We start from the raw sequence: 21,234 nt of genomic DNA on the forward strand, positions 1-21,234 counted from the left end.
AAGACACCACAGTATCGAGCTCCCAGTGACCAAAGGTCTCACGATTTCGGACCTCTTTAGGACGTTTGGCAATCGACTTAACTCTCTTGAAATAGTAGACTTATGGACACCAAGTTTACTTGCAATTTGGCAAGATTTCAAACCAATTCCAAGTAAGTTTCTATCTTTATTCGGTCGGTTTTGGTAAGATGGGAGTAGCTCATAGTTTTTCCTCAGGTTCTGTTTGTGTGGTTACTTACAGTTTACACCAATGAAACGCTATGAGTCTTTTTGTTGCACTATATTTTACAATTTATTCATCAAAAAATTCGGATAAGTCCAAGCCTCCAAAGGGGTTGGTGGAGAAGTTCTCTTGCTCTTTAAGGAGGGTACGGCCTTGATCGAATTCGAGGAATTGTTGGTAGACAAGAGCTGTCATGCGGGCGTCTTCTAAGCTATCGTGTGATTTTCCTGCGACTCCCAAAAATTCTGCAACGGTGTGGAGTTGGAGATTTTTAATGCCATGGAGGTCAGATGGACGGCGTTCGAAAGCTTGGTCAAAGACATCGACAGCGTACTGCTCTTCTAAATCCAAGCCATTTTCAAGTAGGATGGGAAGGTCGCTCTTTTTGGCATTGTAGCCGATCAAGGGGCGGTCTCCAACGAAGGCCTTGAATTCGCCGAGGACCTGCTCTAGTTCTGGAGCATTTTGGATCTTGTCCTGGGTTATGCCAGTGAGGCCGTTAATAAAGCTTTTTAGAGGCTTATCGGTGTAGACGTAGGAGTCATAATGATCGACTTCTTTACCGTCCGTAAAACGCACGGCAGACACCTGGATGATCTGATAGGCACCTTCGTATTGGTTAAATTCGAGATCGAAGGCGATATAATCGTCTAATGCTTTCATGGAAAATCTCCTGTGGTAGAAAAGAAAAGGGACTGGTAGGAATCCAGCCCCAGATTATCGACGGAAAACGCGTGCCCAGAAACCTTTGCTTTCTTGCTCTTGAACTTTTTCATTGGCTTGTTCGAGTTCAAGTTTCAAGGTATCGCGGTCGTTCATTGCTTGTAAAGTCAATTGTTGTTGTTGGTCCAATTGCTTGTCTTTTTCAGCAATTTGAACGTCTTTCACGCGCAACTGTTCATCTTTTTTAGCGAGTTGCTCGTCTTTGGCTTTGAGTTGCTCGTAGAGACGGACGATTTCAGCATTTTTTTCATCCACCAAAATTTCCATCAATTCGCGTTGCTTCACATCATCGCTGACTGGCTCATCTTCAAAAATGGTTTTTTTGTAGATTTCTTCGAGCTTGATTAAGCCACTACGGGTTACAACGGTAACCCCTTTTTCGTTTTTTTGTGTATCTTCTGGAGCCAGCGCCTTGACACGGTTATTGACCGCCTGGCGGCTGACTCCTAAAATTTCAGCAATTTCGCTGACAGTTTTTTCAATCGCCATAACTTCCTCTACTATCTTTTTCTATGAAATACTCTATTAGATAGTAACATAAGTAGGCTAAGCTGTCAAATGAAGCAAAGAGAGGACAAGCCTTGAGACCACGATTAGCGGGTCTCTGTCATTTCAGGAAGATGGAGGCTGGATTGTGCTAAATCAATGGTCAGTTGGTAATCGGTTTGATCGCGCACGGTGATTTCAAAGTCTGTCGTGTAAAGGACCAGGCGAAGAGTTGTGCCTTTTTCGAGCTTGTAGATGGTTGGTTGGAGTTCAAAGTCAAATTCCATCCACTCGCCTGGCGTTACGGCCTCAACCTCTAAGAGGTCATGCCGGTTTTGGAGGTTGAGATAACCTTTAGAAATCACTCGTTGGCCAGCTTCTTTGAAGGGCAACTCTGTCAGGTTGTCTAGCATGTGGTAGCGACCATTATCCAGCGTACGGACCGACAAGACAGCAGGATAAGGTTGGAGGAACTTCTTACTTCCAAGCTCTAAGAGTTGGGCTGAGAGCAGGCCTTTATTGGTGCTGGATTGGACCCGCAGGTGAAGGCGAGCTTTCCCGTTGAGGTGCAGGTCTTCTTCGATCGGAAGATCAATTGTTACTTGTTGAGCCTTATCTTGGTAGAGGTCCGTTAAGAAGGTTGGATAAGCCTTGCCATAGCGCTCGTAATCCTTTGTTTCGTAACGGTTTTGGATGACTTTTTCGCTGTCTCCCAGTGAGAAGGTCCGCTGATTTGTTTGGTTACCAAAATCTTCCAAGGGAGTCCAACTTTGTTCTCCTGTATTGTCTTGCCAGATGACCGTTGGCAATTCATAGCTTGAAGCATAGCCTAGCAATTTTTTCGACAGGAGGGCGTTCATGCTTTCACGAAAGTCAATGGATTGCCAGTTGTTAAGGTAGACATGGGCCCCATTGTGGAAGAAGAGGTGCTTTTTGATAGTTGCCGGAAGAGCTTGGAACATATTAAAGACATGAAGCGGTTTGACGTTCCAGTCTTGCGAACCATGAGTGAAGACCACCTCTGCCTTGACCCGATTTGCATTTAAGAGATAATTGCGATCGTGCCAGAATTGATTGTAATCTCCAGAAGCTCTATCCAGTTCTTTTTTCACCATGTCTAGATCGGCTTGGTGGGCAGCATTGTGATGCAAATGGTCCCCACCTAGAAGGTTGCGCGAGTAGGTTAATTCGGCTAGGGAATCAAAGTCTTCACCAGGATAGCCACCAGGGCTTGTGACGAGACCATTTTCACGGTAGTAGTTGTACCAAGAAGAAATTCCTGCTTCTGCAATGATGACTTCTAGGCCGTCCACGCCTGTGGTCGCTAGGCCGTTAGACATGGTTCCAAGGTAGGAGATTCCTGTCGTTGCGACCTTTCCATTAGACCAATCGGCTTTGACTTGGCGCTTGCGTGTATGATCTGTAAAGGCCCGGCAACGGCCATTGAGCCAATCGATCACATTCTTGTAAGCTTCGATTTGTTGGTAATTTCCATTGGTCATCAGTCCTTGCGAATCTTTTGTTCCAACTCCAGATACGTAAAGATTGGCGTACCCGCGTGGCAGCAGGTAGTCATTGAGGGTGTAGCTGGAGTTGATATGGGTTAAGAGCTCTTCAGCCTCATTCACCTCTTGAGCTTGACCGACCGGTTCGACTAATGTTAATTGAGGTTCTTCTAGTTGAATAGTATGAGGTTCTTTGACCTCCAGGTCGACATTCATATTGTAGAGGGCCTTGTCGCTGGCCTTGTCGTTGGTCCCTTGGTGATAGGGACTTGCGGTCATAACAGCTGGAATTTTGCCTTCATAGCGAGGACGGATGATGCTGACTTTGACCAGATCGGGCAGGCCATCCTTGTCGGTATCGACCCGACTTTCGACATAAACGACCTCGCGGATGGCATCCTGGCTGGTAAAGGTGGCGAGGCTCTTGCCGTTAAAATAGTGATACTGATTGGTCTCAGGGATTAAGCCATCACTGACCAACTGGTCGATCAAGGTATTGCCTCGTTTGGTGCGGGTGTTCAGGAGTTGGTAGAGATTTTCAAGGAGCGTGCCATAGGTGATGGGGAAAGCTGTTTCCTTGCGAAAGGCCTCGCTATCATCAAAGTCCACAAAAAAGCTAAAGCCTAGTAATTGGAAGGCAATGGTATAAAAGACATCTGCTCTTAAGGGTGTTTCAGAGTTGAAAAAGTCTAGCAAATCGGTTTCTTTATCTGCCACAAGAGTGGATAAGACGTAGTCTGTGTCCTTGTATTGGAAAGACACTTGGCGTACAAAGGCCTCCAGCAGGGCCTTTGGATCAGGCTCTTCTTGGAAGGTGAAGCCAAGCCCCGCCAGCTCTTCCTTCATGGTAGCAGTGGCCGTAGGGATATAGCTAAATTGATTAAATTTCATCGTAGATTCTCCTATCTAAATCATATCTCGATGTGAGTGAGCAGTCGCATCAGCACTGTCATCGTTCCAATTTCTATTATACTGGATCAAAAAGGGATTGTCTAAAGAAAATAGGGAAAGAGCGGATCAAAAGCAATTTTCAGAAATCTGCTCTCATTTGCGCAAAATTTCTTGTAAAAAGTTAGAAAATCTTTTACAATAAAATGAGCGTGGAGGAAGTTATGACAACAAATCAGATCGTAAGAGTGATCCCAGTCTTAAAAGTAAACAACCGCAATGTCAATCAAGACTTTTATGAAGAAACATTGGGAATGAAAGTATTGGTAGAAGAAGGTGCCCTTTTATCCTTGGGGGATGCTTCAAACGTGGAAAAAATCGTCTTGGAAGAATCACCAAGCATGCGCTCGCGCAAGGTTGAAGGACCTAAAAAATTGAAACGCATCGTGGTGAAAGTGGCACAAGCTCAAGAAATTGATTACTTATTGGCCCGCCAGTCAGAAACAAGCGCCCTTTACCAAGGAGCTAATGGTCGCGCCTTTGAAGTTGTGTCTCCTCAAGGAGATACCATTTTCGTGCATGCTGAAGAAAATCTTAAAAGCCTAGCACCTTTAGACAGTGCTCCTCTTGTAGAAGCTCCCGAAGATTTCAAAGGTTTGACCAGCTTTGATGTGGACTTTCTTGAAGTAAACGTGGCTGATCTTGCGGAGGCTGAGAAGTTCTATAGCAGCTTGCCAATTTTGGCACATCTTATCCATTTGCAGGAAGCTCAAGGAGAAGATCTCCAAGTGGGAAACCATGTGACTTGGGATTTGAGTATGATCAAGGTCGAATTGGCTCCTTTTGATGTAGAAGTTCTGAAAGAAAGCTTAGGAGAAGCTGTCGATTTTGTGCACCGTAAGGGAACTTTCTTGATTGCTAAGGATCCGAGCCAAATCGAACTCTGGTTTGAAGCCAATCAAGATCAGGTCCATATTTCTTATGAAGAATAAGAATGGAGTGATGAGCGTGAAGGCAATCATCGAAAAAATCACCGAACAAATCCAAGAAGGCATCTATCCAGGTGCCTCTCTTGCGCTTTACCGAAATGGTCAGTGGAGTGAGCACTATCTGGGACTAGCAAATCCTGAAAAAGGAGAGCCAGTAGTGGCTGATCTGGTCTATGATTTGGCCAGTGTCAGTAAGGTCGTCGGAGTCGCTACCATCTGTGCCTTTTTGTATGCAAAAGGGGAGCTTCCGCTCGATCGCCCCTTTAAAGAGCTTTACCCACATTTTGCTCATGAGAAGACGACCATCCGGGAACTGTTGACCCATACTTCTGGACTGGATCCTTTTATCCCCAATCGGGATCAGTTGGATGCCAGACAATTGAAAGAAGCTCTTGAAAATTTGCAGTTGAAAGAAGACAAGAGTTTTCATTACACCGATGTCAATTTTCTTTTGCTAGGTTTTTGGTTAGAAGAAAGGTTTCACCAGCCCTTGGATCGCTTATTTGAAGAGAAGATTTTTGTGCCTTGGAAGATGACGGAAACACGGTTTGGACCGGTCGAACAGGCGGTACCAACGGTCCGTGGGGTTGCTTCTGGAAGTGTCCATGATCCAAAAGCGAGAGTATTGGGCTGTCATGCGGGAAGTGCTGGACTTTTTTCAACGGTTCCAGATCTAGAGCGCTTTTTAGAGCATTATCTGAAGGATGATTTTGCGCGTAACTTGTCTCAGAATTTTGCGCCTAAAGAGGGTAAGACCCGCGCTCTCGGATGGAATCTAGAGGGGGACTGGTTGGATCATACAGGCTATACAGGAACCTTTATCATGTACAATCGAAAGAAGCAGGAAGCTGTGATCTTTTTGTCCAATCGGACCTATGAGAAGGACCAACGGGCCCAATGGATCCTGGACCGCAACTCTTTGATGGACTTGATCAAGCAAGAAAGTGAGAAATAGAAATGGATGGCTGGGATGACGGATCCCGGCCTTTTCTTGTCTGTCCATAAAAAGGAGCTCTTCTGGGTGATTCATTTTTGGACTCCGTCTTAGGTTGGATTTCCTTCAAAAGCATCGCTTTTTTGGATGATTTATATTAAAATAGTAATGACCTTAATAGAGCGAGATGAATATGCATAAAGAGATAGGCGTCGGAAAGGCGCATAGTAAAATTATATTAATTGGAGAGCATGCGGTGGTCTATGGCTATCCAGCCATTGCTTTGCCCCTCCATCAAATCGAAGTGACCTGCCAGATCATTCCTGCAGACAGTCCATGGATTTTGTTTGAAGACGACACCTTGTCCATGGCAGTTTTTTCGTCTCTGGAGCACCTCGGAATTCGTGAGGCTCGGATTCGCTGCCGGATTCAGTCTATGGTTCCGGAAAAACGGGGGATGGGATCGTCTGCCGCGGTCAGTATCGCAGCTATTCGTGCAGTTTTTGACTATTATCTAGAGGAGCTGGATGATGAGACCTTAGAAATCCTGGTCAATCGAGCAGAAACCATTGCCCATATGAATCCAAGTGGGCTTGACGCCAAGACCTGTCTGAGTGATCGAGCGATTAAATTCATCCGAAATGTCGGTTTTTATCCGATGGAGCTGAATGTAGAAGCGAGTTTGGTGATTGCGGATACGGGGATTCACGGCAATACCCGTGAGGCGATTCAAAAGGTTGAAGCTAAAGGGCAGGAAGTTTTGTCCCATTTCCATGAGATTGGTCAGTTGACCCAGCAGGTAGAGGGGGCTCTGAAAGAAAAAGATCTCATTGGCCTTGGGCAGGCTCTGACGGCTTGTCATGACCACTTGAGAGCCGTCGGTGTCAGCTGTAAAGAAGCAGATCACCTGGTCGCCGTTGCCCTTGAAAATGGGGCTTTAGGGGCTAAAATGAGTGGGGGCGGTCTTGGAGGCTGTGTGATTGTCCTCGTTAAGGATGCTCGTGAAGCAGAAACCATTGCTCATGCATTAGAAAAAGAAGGAGCACACCATACATGGATAGAAAACCTGTAAAGGCTAAGTCCTATGCCAATATCGCGATTATCAAATACTGGGGAAAAGAAGATGCCAAACAGATGGTTCCTTCGACCAGTTCGATTTCGTTGACCTTAGAGAATATGTATACAGAGACGAGTCTCTCTCCCTTGCCAGCTGATGCGACAGCACATGAATTTTATATCGATGGGGAATTCCAACATCCAGCTGAGCAGGCCAAAATTGGAGCTGTGATTGATGACTTGAAACCAGCAGATGAAGGAGGCTTTGTCCGGGTGGATACGACCAACAATATGCCAACCGCAGCAGGTCTATCCTCTAGCTCAAGTGGCCTCTCTGCTCTCGTCAAGGCCTGCAATCGGTATTATGATTTGGGCTTGAGCCAGGAAGAATTAGCTCAAAAAGCCAAGTTTGCTTCGGGCTCTTCTTCACGGTCTTTCTTTGGTCCCTTAGCAGCCTGGGACAAAGAAAGTGGCGACATTTATAAGGTTCAGACAGACCTAAAACTGGCTATGATTATGCTGGTCCTGAATGACAAACAAAAGCCCGTTTCTAGCCGCGAAGGGATGAAACGCTGCATGGAGACCTCGACCAATTTCAAAGAATGGGTGGAAGACTCTCGACAAGATTACAAGAACATGCTGGCCTATCTAGCTGCCAATAATTTTGAACGGGTTGGTCACTTGACAGAGCGCAATGCCCTTGCCATGCATGGAACGACCAGGACAGCCACTCCAGCCTTTAACTATTTGACAGAAGAAAGTTACAAAGCCATGGATTTTGTCTGTGAGCTTCGCGCAGCGGGCCATGCTTGTTACTTTACCATGGATGCAGGGCCGAATGTTAAAGTCCTCTGTCTAGAAGAAGACTTGGATCAGCTGGTGCCTTTGTTTGACGCCCGCTATCGGACCATCGTATCGAAGACAAAGGACCCTCAAGATGAAGACTAAGTATCAGGTACAGACTGGAGGCAAGCTCTATCTAGCCGGAGAATACGCGGTGCTAACGCCTGGGTGTGGGGCAGTGATTCAGTTTATCCCTATTTATCTGTCAGCTACCATTCAAGAAGCTAACACTTACCAGTTGGTCTCCGACCTCTTTGGTTACAAGGTGGATTTGACCCCAAATAAGGACTACGCCTTGATTCAAGAGACTATCCAGCTCATGGAAGAGTGGCTGAAAGACCAAGGCCTAGATCCAAAGCCCATAGCACTTCACATTGCTGGAACGCTAGGAGAAAAGGGTAAGAAATATGGAATTGGTTCTAGCGGGAGTGTGGTCTTACTTGTCATCAGGGCTATGGCCGCTCTGTATGAAGTAGACCTCAGTCCGGATCTGCTCTTTCGCCTAGCAGCAGTTGTCTTGGTGCAAAGAGGGGACAATGGTTCCATGGGGGATCTGGCTTGTATCGCCAACGAGGACTTGATTTATTACCAATCCTTTGATCGAGCTTGGTTGCATGAAGTCTTGACTTCCCAGCCCCTTTCACAAGTTTTAGCTTTGGATTGGCATTACCAGATCCGAGTAATTCAACCAGCAATCTCTTATGATTTTCTAGTCGGTTGGACCAAAGAACCGGCCATTTCAAGTGACTTGATCCATCGGGTCAAGGGCGCGATTAATGAAGCCTTTCTAAAGGAGAGTCAGGCCGCAGTGGAGAAACTTGAAAAAGGCCTCCTTGAAGGAAATCAAAAGGGGATAAAGACCAGTATCGAACGTGCAGATCAGAACTTAAAGGCCTTGAATCCCTTGATCTATACACCAGCACTAAAAGAACTGCAGCAGGCGACAGATGGACTGTCAGCATGTGCCAAATCCAGTGGTGCTGGAGGGGGAGACTGTGGGATTGCCCTCAGTTTTAATCGCCTAGAGACTCAGACTCTGATCGACCGCTGGACAGAAAAGAAGATCGAGATCATTTACCAAGAAAGGATAGGAGATTCGTGAGCGAAAATCGAAAAGACCAACATATTCGCTATGCCTTGGAGCAAAGCTCCTCATATAACAGCTTTGATGAGATCGAGCTGATTCATCGATCCCTGCCTCTGGTCGATCTGACAGAGATTGACTTGACGACCCATTTCGCAGGACGTGATTGGGAGACCCCTTTTTATATCAATGCCATGACAGGCGGGAGTGAGCGGGCCAAAGAGATCAATCAAAAGTTAGCGACAGTGGCAGAAGCCTGTGGGATTCTCTTTGTAACCGGCTCTTACAGTGCGGCACTGAAGGATCCGGGCGATCAATCGTATGCCGTTAAAAAAGACCATCCCCATCTCCTATTAGCGACCAATATTGGAATCGATAAAGAGCCTGAGCTGGGCGTGAGAGCAGTAAAAGAGCTGCGACCTCTCTTTCTTCAAGTTCATGTGAATTTGATGCAAGAGTTGCTCATGCCAGAAGGAGAGCGGATGTTTCATACTTGGCAAGACCATCTGAAGGCTTATGGAAAGGACTTTCCCGTACCGGTTGTCCTGAAAGAAGTTGGCTTTGGTATGGATCCCAAAACGGTTCAGATGGCACTTGAAGCCGGGATCAAAACGATTGATATCTCAGGACGGGGTGGCACTAGCTTTGCTTATATTGAGAATCGTCGTGGTGGCAATCGTGCTTATCTAAACGATTGGGGACAATCAACTGCGCAGTGTCTCTTACAGTTACAAGATCAGATAGATCGGGTTGAGATCCTCGCTAGTGGTGGCATCCGTCATCCTCTTGATATGGTCAAGGCCTTGGTCCTTGGAGCGCGTGGCATAGGACTTTCCCGCGTTTTTCTTGAGATGGTAGAGACCAAGAGCATCGAAGAAGTGATTGCTATTGTTCAAGGATGGAAAGAAGACCTCAAATTGATCCTCTGTGCTCTCGGTTGTCGGAACCTGAAAGAAGTCCGAGATGTTGACTATCTCCTCTATGGAAAATTGTGGCAAGCGAAGCAACAGAGAAAATGAAGAAAAATCATTTTAGAAACTTTCCTTAGGTGAGTACGGACGTTAGGTGAAATTATCCAGTGGATGATTTCAGCAATCCAGGAAGTTCCATGGCTTAGTTTTGAACCTAAGGTTTCAAAACTCCCGAGTGCCTGAAACAAAAACGTTTCAGGCACTTTTCTCACAGCGGAAAGTTTCAGTATTTTTGAATCGATTTAAAAATTGGAATGCATTTTTATTTCCTTGCAGAATCGCTTAACTTATTTTACTTTAAAATAGTTTATCTATATTCTAATGATTGACTTTGTAAAACCGATCCTATTTTTGAAAAAGTATTTTCCCTCAAAAATTCTGATAGTTTACTAGTTGTTTACAAATGATGTAAACGCTTGCAATAAATAACTGTAAAAGGGTATACTAAATAAGTAAAAAGATTTTATAAAAAAGGAGTTTAGGATGAAGAAGCACTATTTTCGATCAGCTGTAGCAGCCTTGCTTCCGCTTTTGTTGATTGCTCAACCTGTTGAGGCTTGTACAGGGTTCATCATCGGGAAGAAACTGACTGCCGATGGCTCTACCTTGGTAGGGCGTACCGAGGATTTAGAGCCCAACCACAATAAAAATTTTGTGGTCAGAGAGCGACGCTATAATAAAAAGGGGGCTATCTTTGAGGATGCCGCCAACGGTTTTCAATATCCCTTGCCAGAAATCAGCTATAAGTATACAGCGGTCCCAGATGTAACGCCAGACCAGGGAATCTTTGATGAAGCCGGATTTAATGAATATGGTGTTTCCATTTCCGCTACTGTATCTGCTTCAGCAAATGACAAGATCCAAAAAGTGGACCCCTATGTCAAGGATGGCCTCGCTGAATCAGGCTTAACCAGTATCGTTCTCCCTAGTGTGAAAACTGCAAGAGAAGGGGTGGAACTCATTGCTAAAATCGTCGAAGAAAAAGGAGCGGCTGAAGGAAATATTGTCACCATTGCGGATAAAGAAGGCGTCTGGTATATGGAGATTTTATCCGGCCACCAATATGCAGCCATTCTCTTTCCAGAAGATCGCTATGCGGTCTTTCCAAATACCTTCTTCTTAGGACATGTCGATCTATCGGATACCGAACGTACGATTGCCTCAAAAGACCTCGAAAAAGTCGCCAAAGAAGCAGGGAGCTATAAGGAAGTGGATGGACAATTTCATGTGTCACAATCCTACAATCCTCCTTTACAAGAGGCAGATCGTTCGCGGGTTTGGTCAGGTATCAAATCTCTAGACCCAAGTTCTCCTGTTAAGTATGATGATGCTTCCTTTGATCTACTTCATACAACGGATCGAAAGTTGACTCTACGAGACGCTATGAATCTCCAACGTAACCGTTTGGAAGGAACCAAATACAAACCACTTGATCAAATGGAGTTAGATGGCAAAGGTATTCCGAAAAAAGGTGAGTTTGATGCTGTCTATAAGTATCCTATCTCCAATCCAAATGTTATGGAAGCTCATATTTTCCAATTGAAAGATGAGATACCTGCTAGTGCTGGTGGTGGAACCATGTGGTTATCCATGGGAAGCCCACGAAATGCACCTTACCTACCTTATTATGGGAATATTACCAATACCTATCAAGCCTACCAAGAATTAGGTGATCATTACAATGAGAAGTCTTGGTATTGGACCATTTCCAGAATTAATGATCTTGTAGCTAAGTATCCGGACTTGTTTGAGGATGGGGCTATTCGGACCGAAATGGAACGACTAGAATCTCAGTGGATGCAGGAACAAAATCTGAGCGATAAAGAGCAGATAGCTCTTGCTTCTCAGCCTGATGAAGCTAGTGCAAAGGCAACGCAGGAAAGTATAGATAGGGCAGAGAAAACCTTTGAGCGTCTACAGGAAATTCGAAAAGAAGCAGAAAAGAGAGTCGCTGATGAGCACGGAAATAGTGCCATTCAAGACCTAGATGATGAAGAAGATGCAGCCTACGAAGAGAAAATTGATTTAGAAAAATTTGACTACGACTTCCTCATCGCTGGAAGCTTATTTGGCGCAACTCTTATCGCGATCATTGTTTATCTGATTCGCTCAAAGAAACAAAAGGGAGGAAAACAAGATGACTAAAATTCAAAGAGCCTCTATCTATCTCTTTTTACTATTTGCAGGAATCGGCTTGGAGTTTGAACTTGGTCATCTTTCCCAGGAAGAATTTACTCAGTCAGCAGGAAGAGATCTGGTCTTAAATTTATCCGTTTTAGCTGCTATTATCATTCCGCTTTATCTCTTTTCAAAACACCTGGCCATTTCTTTGACGGTTTCACGATACATATTGTGGATTGCGATGTTTGGAGGCGCCTTTATAGCAGGTTGGTTAAGCTTCGCAGGAAATAGTCTAATTGATATCCTAAATAGCCATATTATAAAAGACCCTGCAATCTTCAACAAATGGACGGATGCTCTGACAGCTCCATTCTCAGAGGAATTCTTTAAAGCTCTGGTTGCTTTTTGGGTCGTATTAATGGTTGGTAAAAAAGATTTGAAATCAGTTCTCATTGCAGGTTTGGGCGCAGGTTTCGGTTTTCAGATTATTGAGGATTTAGGCTATGTTGCACGCCAAACCCAAAGCAGTCAATTGGCAGCCATCACCGAGACTATTAACCGCATATCTGGAGGCTTAGCTTCACATACTCTCTATACAGCTGTTGTGTCTGTAGGTATTTTCCTCATGCTTTCACAGGTTACTCAGAAAAAAGAAAAAATCTTTGGCCTCTGGTGTGTGGTATCTACAGTAGTGAATCATTTCTTGTGGAATTCCCCATTTTATGAAACAGACCATCGGATCAATCTTCTTGTAGGACTTCTCTTTGCAGTCCAAGTAGGAACCTTTATTGAAGTGGTGCTCTATACCAAGAAAAAGCCGGATTTGCCGTTCTTAAAACAATAAGGAAATTTTTCAGATTTAAGACATAGTCATCTTAAAAACTTTCCTTAGGTGAGTACGGACGTCAGCGAACTTCTTCGAAGTTCCATGACTTAGTTTTGAGCCTAAGGTCTCAAAACTCCTGAGTGCTTGAAATGATCGCATTTCAAGCACTTTTCTCACGGCAGAAAATTTCGGTGTTCTCTTGACTTATTTTAAATATTGGAACTCATTTTTTCTTTTCAAAATCATATAACTTATTTAAAAAAGAACTAAGACGTACGTCTTAGTTCTTTCATTTTCTCAGTTCTTGTAAGAGTGTTTGTGCTTTTTCTAAATTAAAGGGTTTGTTTTCAAGGAGTTGGCTGACCAGACGGGGAACTTCTTCCTCTTTAGCGCCTGCTAGGAGAGCTAGAGAACGCGCTTGTAATTTCATGTGTCCAGCCTGAATTCCTGTGGTGACAAGGGCTTTCAGGGCAGCAAAATTCTGAGCCAGACCTAGTGATGCGATGATACCCGCTAATTCAACAGCAGTAGGCTCCCCAAGCAACTGATGGCTGACATGGACCGTAGGATTAAGGCCGATCGAGCCTCCTTTTGTCGCAACCGGCATTGGCAGGGTAATCTCTCCATAGAGTTTTTTCTCTTCTGGCTGACTTTTCCAGTGACTCAAGCCCTTGTATGGACCGCTTTGTGCGGCATAGGCATGGGCTCCTGCTTCGATGGCTCGCCAGTCATTTCCTGTTGCAAGGACCAGGGCATCAATTCCATTAAAAATCCCTTTGTTGTGGGTCGCTGCGCGGTAAGGATCCACTTGAGCCAGTTGACTAGCTAACTCCATACGCTGGGCAATAGCAGTGGCTTCCTCAGGATCCCGACTCAATGCTTTAAAATCGATGGCACACCGTGCACTCACCAAAGAGCGCGTGGCCAAGTTAGATAAAATCGCCATCAGGACCTGCCCTCCAGAGAGTTCTTGGATGCGATCCGTCAATGCTTCCAACATGGTGTTGAGCATATTGGCTCCCATGGCTTCTTTGGGATCGACCGCCAAGTAGACAATGAGAAAGTTCCCCTTGTTTTCGACCCAGAGATCCCTCGCTCCACCTCCTCGCTTGACGATAGAAGGATAGGCTTCATTAGCCAGCTGAAGAAGAGTTTCCTTGTCTTCTAGGATGCGCTTGCTAGCCATTTCCACATCCTTAACATCTGTCAGAGCAATCTCACCGATCATTTGGCGTTGGTGAACCTTAGTGGTGAAGCCACCTGATCGTTGGATGATCTTCGCTGCATAGCTAGCTGCAGCAACGACAGATGGTTCCTCTGTGACCATAGGAAGCACATAGCCTTGGCCATTAATCAGAAAATAAGGGGCTAAGCTAAAAGGGAGATCAAATGTAGACAGAACATTTTCCGTCAGTTGATCTGCAATGGAAAGAGGAAGTCCCTGTTGTTCTTTTAAAATCTGAGCTTCGTCCCAAGTTAAGAGGCCTTCCTTCAGTAAGGCCTCTATTCGTTCTGTGGGCGAAAGTTTTGCAAAACCTGGTAATCGTGCCATTATTTTTCTACTTTCTGGTAAATACGCTGGTGTTCGTTAATCTCCGTCAAAGCATAGGTTTGTCTGAAATTAGGTTCAAAGACCTGATTGCCATGACGATCTAAATTCACTTCTTCATAGAATATCTGTTCGTACTCAGCCACACTAAGGACGGTTCGTTGATCCAGTTTTTCCATACGTTTGTGATCTAAGAGTTGTTCAAAACCAGGAACGAGGTCCGCACTAAAGATCTCAGAGACAGCCCCACTTCCATAACTAAAGAGAGCAATCCGATCTCCAGCTTTTAGCCGTGGATGATTTTCTAACAGAGATAGCAAACCTAAGAAGAGGGAGCCAGTGTAAATATTTCCGATACGCTGGCTGTACAAAATAGATTGATCAAAGTTGTACTGTAACTGAGCTTTTTTCTCTTCAGATAGGGACTTGTCCAAAATTTTTTTCAAGCCCTTCAGCGCCAATTTTGGATAAGGCAAATGGAAACAAACAGCCGCAAAATCTGTTAGATCGAGACCTGTCTGTTTCTGGTATTCAGACCAAGTTGTTTTCAAGGAATCTAGGTATTGCTGGGTTGAATAGAGCCCATTGACAAATGGCGTTGTAGCGTAATTCGGGCGCCAAAAATCCATGACATCACGTGTTTGAGCCACATTGTCATCATGAAAAGCTAAGATACGAGGATTTTGGCTGATCAGCATAGCAACCGCCCCAGCCCCTTGTGTTGGTTCACCAGGAGTTCCAATTCCATATTTAGCAATGTCACTGGCAATGACCAAGACCTTACTATGCGGGAATTTTTCAACATGGAGTTTAGCATAATCCAAAGCAGCCGTTGCAGCATAGCAGGCTTCTTTCATCTCAAAAGAACGGGCAAAAGGCTGGATGTCTAGCAAACCATGGACAAAAACAGCCGCAGCTTTACTCTGGTCAATCCCAGATTCCGTCGAAAGAATCACCATGTCGATCGCTTGTTTATCTTGGTCTGTCAAAATATCATCTGCAGCCGTTGCAGCCAGTGTGACGATATCTTCGGTGATCGGTGCAATACTTTGTTCTTTTAAGAGAAGACCCTTGCTTAATTTCTCAGGATCGGTATCACGAGCAGCAGCCAAATCTTCTAAACGCAAGACATAAGGGCTCGTCGCAAAACCAATCTTATCAATCCCAATTGTCATTCTTAACCTCTTTTTTATTTGATATCTACTAGTATATTTCCTTACTATTTTACCATATTTGAGGGAAAACTCCTTTGAAAAAGCTAGATCGGATTGGAAATCATTCTTAGGACCGAGTTTGCAAAGTTTCAAAGAAAAAATAAAGAATCGATCAGAAAAAGCCATCCTCAGATGGCTTTTCAACTCTTATGTTTGCTTATCTTTTTTAGGGTTGCTCATGATTCGTATGAAGAGTTCTTTGCATTTGTCTCTTAGAACTTTTTCGTAGAAGACGATTAAAGCGATGTACACAATCAGAAAGTTCAAGGTCAAATAGAACAAGTCAAATGAATTACGGGCATAATGACAAGCCGACTGATAAGAGTTCATCGCTCCTAGAATCACCCAAGGAAGATACTTGACATACTTGTGTACCATCCTACAGCACCCCGCTTCCTTTAAAAGATATGTTTTTCACTTTTATTGTAGTCTTTTTAAGTAAAAATGCAAGCGATTACATCTATAAAAATTAAAAACCAATGCTATTTGGCATTGGTTAGTTTTCTGCTTTGGGCTTGTTGGTAGGAATGGTAGAGTTTCAAGACGACAGATCCGCTAGCCATCCCGATCGAGATGACCAAGGCCAGAATGACAACCAGGGTGACGCTCGTAACAGCTTGGCGGTATTGACCACTGACAAAGAAAGAGGTGGTCCGATAGGAAATATATCCAGGGACCAAGGGAGCGAGAATGGCCAGCATAAAGACAACAACAGGGGTCTTGTAAACGATACTTAAAATCTGACTGATACAGGAACCCGCAATGGCTGCGATAAAGGTGGCAACGATGACATTGGTAGGCCCCTTTAGGACATAGTAGAGCAACCAAATACTCATGCCCAATACACCACCAGGGATGAGCATGGAACGTTGGACATTTAAGACAATTAAAAAGGTGATGATGGCAATCAAACTAGCCACCGCTTGGATAAAGAATTCTGTTAGGTTCATCATGTTATTTCATAAGGACGAGGGCGACAGTGGTACCGGCACCGAGAGCAAGGGTAATGAGCAATGTTTCAAAAAGCTTACTCATTCCAGAGTTGAGGTGATTGTTCATGAGATCTCGGACAGCATTGGTCATTGCAATTCCAGGAACGAACGGCATAACGCAACCTGCAATAATCAGGTCCGTATTAGAGGGAAGCCCACTATAGCGCGCCCAAATATGGGCCAAAAAACCAAAGATAAAGGCAGCAGCAAAGGCAGTTACAAAGGGAATGCGAACGTATTTCTCCACTACAAGAGAGAAAGCAAAGGCAAAAATTGTGGCGATTCCTGCTCCAATCGCATCATAGAAATTTCCACCAAACATGATGGAAAAAAATGGAGCACTCAAGGTTGCTGCAAGGGTCAATTGCAGATTGGTATATGGAACCGATTTGCTCTTTAAGTGGAGTAGGGCTTGGTAAGCCTCTTCAAGATTGATTTGACCAGACACTAATTGACGAGAAATTTGATTGACATCACAGACCTTTTCGATATTGTAATTGGTCCGCAAAATCCGTTTCATCCTCGTGATATTGGCATTTTCAATTGAAAAGAAAATAGCAACTGGCATTGCTAAGGCATTGCAATCAGTGATCCCTTGAGAGTGAGCAATACGGATCATAGTATCCTCAACCCGGTGGATCTCAGAGCCACTTTCCAACAGAAGGGTTCCTGCCATCATCAGGACATCGATCACTTGGTTGATCTCTTTTGACTCTTCCATAATTTCCTTCTTACTAAATAATCTGCTTCTATTATAGCAAAAAAGAACGAGAGACAGAACTAAAATTTTGCAATTCTAGTGTGTTTCTTGTCCTTGATTTTTTGAATGCTTCATAAGAAAATGCTTTAACTGATGTGATGGTGCTGGATGGTGATATCCTGGACGAGAAGGGTTGCTAAAAAGAGCAAAGCAATCATGCTAAAGAGCCAGATAGTGAGAAATATAAAGGTTAAAAACATAAGATCACCCCTTCTAGATTCTTTACAAGATCACTATAACACTTAAAGAAAACGCTGTCAAAGACTTATGTGTAGGAGAAAAAACTCTTTCAATATTCTGAATTGTCTTGAGAAAGACTGTTCGAGCTACACCAAAAAACCAGCCGTTTCCGACTGGTTTTTAGAATCTAGTTGAATCTTAGCTCAATGAATCATCCATTGAAAGAACTTCGTGGAAGACACGTTGTGTCAATTCAGTTTTTTGTTCTGGAGTAAGGTATTTGGTGTTTACACAGTATCCAGAGATACGAACGATAACATCTTCACCATTCATGATCTTGTCATAGACATCTTTAAGGTCCATAACGTTCAAGTTACAGTGTTGACCACCATTTTCAAAGTAACCATCAAGGATTGTTACCAAGTTGTCAACTTGTTCGTCACGAGTTTTACCAAGTGCACGAGGAGATACTTGAGTAGTAAGTGAGATACCATCAGCTGCGTAACCAAAGTCAAGGCTAGCAAGTGAGTTCAAGTTTTGCAACCATCCACCACGAGCTTTGTTAGATGGGTTAGCACCTGGAGAGAAGAATTCCAATTTGCTAGTGTTCACAGAACCATCTTCGTTGAGGTATACCCCTTTGTGGACTGGTGAGTTACCAGTTTGTTTAGAGTAAGCAACGTTTGAAGTGATGGTAAGAAGTGATACAGTAGCTTCAGCATCTTTGTAAAGTTTGTGGCTACGAAGACGAGTAGTGTAAGCTTCGATCAACCATTCTGCCAATTCGTTAGAGCGAGGATCATCTTCACCCCAACGTGGGTATTCACCGATTGTTTCGTAGTCGTAGATGTAGCCATCTTCGTCACGGATAGGTTTAACAGTAGCGTATTTAATGGCTGACAAAGTATCAACAGTGTTGGCAAATCCACAGATACCGAATCCCATGTTCGCGCGTTGGTGAGTTGGCAAGAAGGCCATTTGAACTGCTTCGTAGTTGTACTTATCGGTCATGTAGTGGATGATGTTCAAAGCATCTACGTAAGTATCAGTCAACCAGTCAAGTGATTTTTCGAAGTTCGCTTTAACAGATTCGAATTCAAGAACTTCATCACGGATAGGTTCGATGTCAAATACTTTGTAGTCTTTATGAACATCGTCATAACCACCGTTCAAACCAGTAAGAAGAGCTTTAAGTACGTTTACACGAGCACCGAAGTATTGGATATTGTGACGTTGTTCTTCATTTTCTGGGTCAAGTGGTGATACACAACATGAGATACAGCTCATTTCACCGTATCCATCTTTAGCCATTGTTGTCACACCTTCGTATTGGATAGAAGAGTGTTTGTGGCTCATATGCATACAGTAACGACGGAAGCTATATGGCAATTTGTCAGTCCAAAGAACGGTCAAGTTTGGTTCTGGAGAGTTACCGATGTTGTCCAATGTGTTCAAGAAACGGTAGTCCATTTTAGTAACACGGTGACGACCGTCGCTACCCATACCAGCCATAGAAGTTGTGATGAAGGTTGGGTCACCTGAGTACAATTCGTCGTAAGCTTTTGTACGAGCAAATTTAACAGTACGCAATTTCATAACGAAATCGTCAACGAATTCTTGAATTTCTGATTCAGTGTAAGTACCACGAGCCAAGTCACGTTCTGCGTAGATATCCAAAACGATTGGAACACGTCCAAGAGAAGTAGCAGCACCGTTGATGACACGGCAGACAGCCATGAAGGCGATGTTTGTCCATTGGATTGCTTCTTTTGTATCGAAGGCAGGACGACGAACGTCTACACCATAAAGGTCACCCAAGCGAACAACTTCTTTCAAAGCTTGGTATTGAAGGTTTACTTCTTCACGAAGGCGGATTGCTTCTTCATCGATTTCAGTGATAGAGTTCCAGTCGCTTGCTTTTTCAGCCATCAAGTAGTCAGCACCGTAAAGAGCCAAACGAGCGTAAACCCCAATGATACGTCCACGAGAGTATGCATCTGGAAGACCAGTTACAGTGTGAGCGTGGCGGGCACGACGGATATTTGTAGTGTAAGCACGGAAGATACCATCGTTTACAGTAGTCACATATTTAGTGAAGATTTCATGAACAGCTGGATCTGGTTCGTATCCATTTTCTTTCAAAGTAGTTTCTGCCATACGGATACCACCTTTTGGCATGAAGTTCAACTTGAAGAGTTCATCGTTTTGGATACCAAAGATCACTTCGTTTTCTTTGTCGATGTAACCAGCATCAATATCAGCGATAGATGTTGGACGGTTGTCGTATGGGAAACGAGTAGCTTCATAGTGAGCTTTTGTTTCTTCTACGATTTTTTTAATGTGAAGAGAACGTTCAGTTGGTCCAGCAAGGAAACTTTCATCACCATCATATGGTGTGTAGTTAGCTTGAACGAAGCGAGAAACGCTTGCTTTCTCTTTCCAATCTTCTCCTTTGAAGCCTTCCCAGGCTTTGTCAAAAATATCTTGTGCTTCAACGACTGTTTTAACAACCATTTGTTTTTCCTCTATTGTCTTTCTAGCAACTGTATCTGTTGCATTTACACTAGTAGTATACCACACAGTAACCGGTTTCACAAAGAGAAGTTGCGAAATAAAAGAGATTCTTTTATAAAACAGTTTTTAAAATATACTAAATCTGTACTATATTTTTGAAAAACAGCTAAGGACTTTCAAAAAATGACCCATTTTTCTGTGGAGATCCGATTTTTGCAATTCCAGAAGTTTCTTCTTATAATAGAAAAAGGAGGATGAAAAATGCTGATATTTCCATTAGTGAATGATACCAGTCGCAAGATTATTCATATTGATATGGATGCATTTTTTGCTGCCGTCGAAGAAAGAGATAACCCTAGTTTGAAGGGAAAACCTGTCGTGATCGGCCAGGATCCTCGTCAGTCAGGAGGGAGAGGCGTAGTCTCAACCTGTAACTATGAAGCTAGGAAATATGGAATTCACTCAGCCATGAGTTCCAAAGAAGCGCTGGACCTTTGTCCCCAAGCCGTCTTTATCTCTGGGAATTATGAGAAATACAGGGAGGTGGGTGAGCAGGTCCGTGAGATTTTTAGGCGCTATACGGATCTCATCGAGCCCATGAGTATTGACGAAGCCTATCTGGATGTGACGGAAAATAAAATCCAGAGCAAATCAGCTGTCAAAATTGCCCGCTTGATTCAGCACGCTATCTGGGAAGAGCTACATCTGACAGCCTCTGCTGGGGTCTCTTATAATAAGTTTTTGGCTAAGATGGCGAGTGACTATCAGAAACCCCGTGGCCTAACGGTGGTTTTACCGGAGGATGCTGAGGATTTCCTGAGCCAAATGGACATTGCCAAATTTCATGGGGTGGGGAAAAAGACAGTAGAGAGACTCCATGAGATGGGGGTCTATACTGGCGCGGATCTTTTAGCAATCCCGGAGATGACCTTGATCGATCGGTTTGGCCGCTTTGGCTATGATCTCTTTCGTAAAGCGCGAGGGATTCACAATAGCCCAGTTAAGAGTCATCGGATCCGGAAATCAATTGGAAAAGAGCGGACCTACCGCAAGCTCCTCTATGGAGAAGATGATGCTCTAGAAGAAATTGCTAATCTTTCAAGCAAGGTAGCCCAATCGCTGGAAAAACATGGTAAGCAAGGAAAGACCTTGGTCTTAAAAGTGCGTTATGGAGATTTTACTACCTTGACCAAGCGCCTTACCCTGACAGAGCCAACACGAGATGCAAATCGCATCAACCGATCTGCTCGCCACATTTACCAAGAGATCGCATCAAGAAAACAGGGAATCCGCCTCTTGGGAGTCACCATGACCAACTTTGTTGATCATACTGAACTGCCTCTGGTAGAGGAAGAAAAAGACAACTAGTCTATTCA

The 21,234-nt window shown here is 44.0% G+C and carries 18 protein-coding genes and 1 pseudogene; 9 read left to right on the forward strand and 10 right to left on the reverse strand.

The window, feature by feature from the left end:
* Positions 1-63 precede the first annotated feature (63 nt).
* The 4 genes and pseudogenes from JX304_RS10970 to JX304_RS08525 all read right to left on the reverse strand — a co-directional run.
* A pseudogene (locus tag JX304_RS10970) lies at positions 64-203 on the reverse strand (helix-turn-helix domain-containing protein); the annotation flags it as partial.
* An 89-nt stretch (positions 204-292) separates the two neighbouring features.
* Complete coding sequence (locus tag JX304_RS08515; protein ID WP_205012082.1) at positions 293-886, reverse strand: 3'-5' exonuclease; 594 nt, start codon at positions 884-886, stop codon at positions 293-295.
* Positions 887-940: 54 nt separating this feature from the next.
* Complete coding sequence (locus JX304_RS08520) at positions 941-1,435, reverse strand: DUF536 domain-containing protein (RefSeq protein WP_003008835.1); 495 nt, start codon at positions 1,433-1,435, stop codon at positions 941-943.
* Between the two features lie 104 nt (positions 1,436-1,539).
* The gene (locus tag JX304_RS08525) at positions 1,540-3,828 is read right to left on the reverse strand and encodes a Xaa-Pro dipeptidyl-peptidase (protein WP_205012083.1); all 2,289 of its coding nucleotides are present in this window, start codon (positions 3,826-3,828) and stop codon (positions 1,540-1,542) included.
* A gap of 221 nt (positions 3,829-4,049) precedes the next feature.
* On the opposite strand from JX304_RS08525, the gene JX304_RS08530 reads away from it, so the two are divergent.
* The 8 genes from JX304_RS08530 (at position 4,050) to JX304_RS08565 (ending at position 12,667) form a co-directional block, all read left to right on the forward strand.
* Positions 4,050-4,817, forward strand: coding sequence for a CppA N-terminal domain-containing protein (locus tag JX304_RS08530; RefSeq protein WP_205012084.1), 768 nt, complete (start codon positions 4,050-4,052; stop codon positions 4,815-4,817).
* 10 nt (positions 4,818-4,827) lie between these two features.
* Positions 4,828-5,769, forward strand: coding sequence for a serine hydrolase domain-containing protein (locus JX304_RS08535; protein ID WP_205012085.1), 942 nt, complete (start codon positions 4,828-4,830; stop codon positions 5,767-5,769).
* A 172-nt stretch (positions 5,770-5,941) separates the two neighbouring features.
* Positions 5,942-6,820 carry a mevalonate kinase gene (gene mvk / locus JX304_RS08540; RefSeq protein WP_205012086.1) on the forward strand — a complete coding sequence of 293 codons (879 nt, stop codon included), beginning with the start codon at positions 5,942-5,944 and terminating at the stop codon, positions 6,818-6,820.
* Positions 6,802-7,752, forward strand: a complete 951-nt coding sequence (gene mvaD / locus JX304_RS08545) for a diphosphomevalonate decarboxylase (protein ID WP_205012087.1) — start codon at positions 6,802-6,804, stop codon at positions 7,750-7,752. The genes mvk and mvaD overlap by 19 nt, the downstream gene beginning before the upstream one ends.
* Complete coding sequence (locus tag JX304_RS08550) at positions 7,742-8,749, forward strand: phosphomevalonate kinase (RefSeq protein ID WP_205012088.1); 1,008 nt, start codon at positions 7,742-7,744, stop codon at positions 8,747-8,749. Before mvaD ends, JX304_RS08550 begins: the two co-directional genes overlap by 11 nt.
* Positions 8,746-9,750 (forward strand): type 2 isopentenyl-diphosphate Delta-isomerase, encoded by a 1,005-nt coding sequence (gene fni / locus JX304_RS08555; protein WP_205012089.1) that lies wholly within the window; start codon positions 8,746-8,748, stop codon positions 9,748-9,750. Before JX304_RS08550 ends, fni begins: the two co-directional genes overlap by 4 nt.
* 435 nt (positions 9,751-10,185) lie before the next feature.
* Positions 10,186-11,847: a C69 family dipeptidase gene (locus JX304_RS08560; protein ID WP_200772747.1), complete on the forward strand. Its 1,662-nt coding sequence runs from the start codon at positions 10,186-10,188 to the stop codon at positions 11,845-11,847.
* The gene (locus JX304_RS08565) at positions 11,840-12,667 is read left to right on the forward strand and encodes a PrsW family glutamic-type intramembrane protease (protein WP_187538724.1); all 828 of its coding nucleotides are present in this window, start codon (positions 11,840-11,842) and stop codon (positions 12,665-12,667) included. Before JX304_RS08560 ends, JX304_RS08565 begins: the two co-directional genes overlap by 8 nt.
* 271 nt (positions 12,668-12,938) lie before the next feature.
* Here the strand turns inward: JX304_RS08565 and JX304_RS08570 are convergent, their stop codons facing one another.
* From JX304_RS08570 to pflB, 6 genes are all read right to left on the reverse strand, one after another.
* The gene (locus JX304_RS08570; protein WP_205012090.1) at positions 12,939-14,201 is read right to left on the reverse strand and encodes a hydroxymethylglutaryl-CoA reductase, degradative; all 1,263 of its coding nucleotides are present in this window, start codon (positions 14,199-14,201) and stop codon (positions 12,939-12,941) included.
* On the reverse strand, positions 14,201-15,373 hold the full coding sequence (locus tag JX304_RS08575) for a hydroxymethylglutaryl-CoA synthase (RefSeq protein WP_205012092.1): 1,173 nt from the start codon (positions 15,371-15,373) through the stop codon (positions 14,201-14,203). Before JX304_RS08575 ends, JX304_RS08570 begins: the two co-directional genes overlap by 1 nt.
* 186 nt (positions 15,374-15,559) lie before the next feature.
* Complete coding sequence (locus tag JX304_RS08580) at positions 15,560-15,790, reverse strand: hypothetical protein (RefSeq protein WP_205012093.1); 231 nt, start codon at positions 15,788-15,790, stop codon at positions 15,560-15,562.
* A gap of 104 nt (positions 15,791-15,894) precedes the next feature.
* On the reverse strand, positions 15,895-16,362 hold the full coding sequence (locus JX304_RS08585; protein ID WP_205012218.1) for a threonine/serine exporter family protein: 468 nt from the start codon (positions 16,360-16,362) through the stop codon (positions 15,895-15,897).
* 4 nt (positions 16,363-16,366) lie between these two features.
* Entirely contained in the window at positions 16,367-17,125 is a 759-nt protein-coding gene (locus JX304_RS08590; protein ID WP_205012094.1) for a threonine/serine exporter family protein, read from the reverse strand.
* A 417-nt stretch (positions 17,126-17,542) separates the two neighbouring features.
* Positions 17,543-19,858 (reverse strand): formate C-acetyltransferase, encoded by a 2,316-nt coding sequence (gene pflB / locus JX304_RS08595; protein WP_205012096.1) that lies wholly within the window; start codon positions 19,856-19,858, stop codon positions 17,543-17,545.
* A gap of 261 nt (positions 19,859-20,119) precedes the next feature.
* Between pflB and dinB the strand changes: the two genes are divergently transcribed.
* Positions 20,120-21,226, forward strand: a complete 1,107-nt coding sequence (dinB, locus tag JX304_RS08600) for a DNA polymerase IV (protein ID WP_205012097.1) — start codon at positions 20,120-20,122, stop codon at positions 21,224-21,226.
* Positions 21,227-21,234 lie beyond the last annotated feature (8 nt).

Origin of the sequence: Streptococcus parasanguinis, assembly GCF_901875555.1 — a bacterium.
Classification (GTDB): Bacteria; Bacillota; Bacilli; order Lactobacillales; family Streptococcaceae; genus Streptococcus; species Streptococcus parasanguinis_H.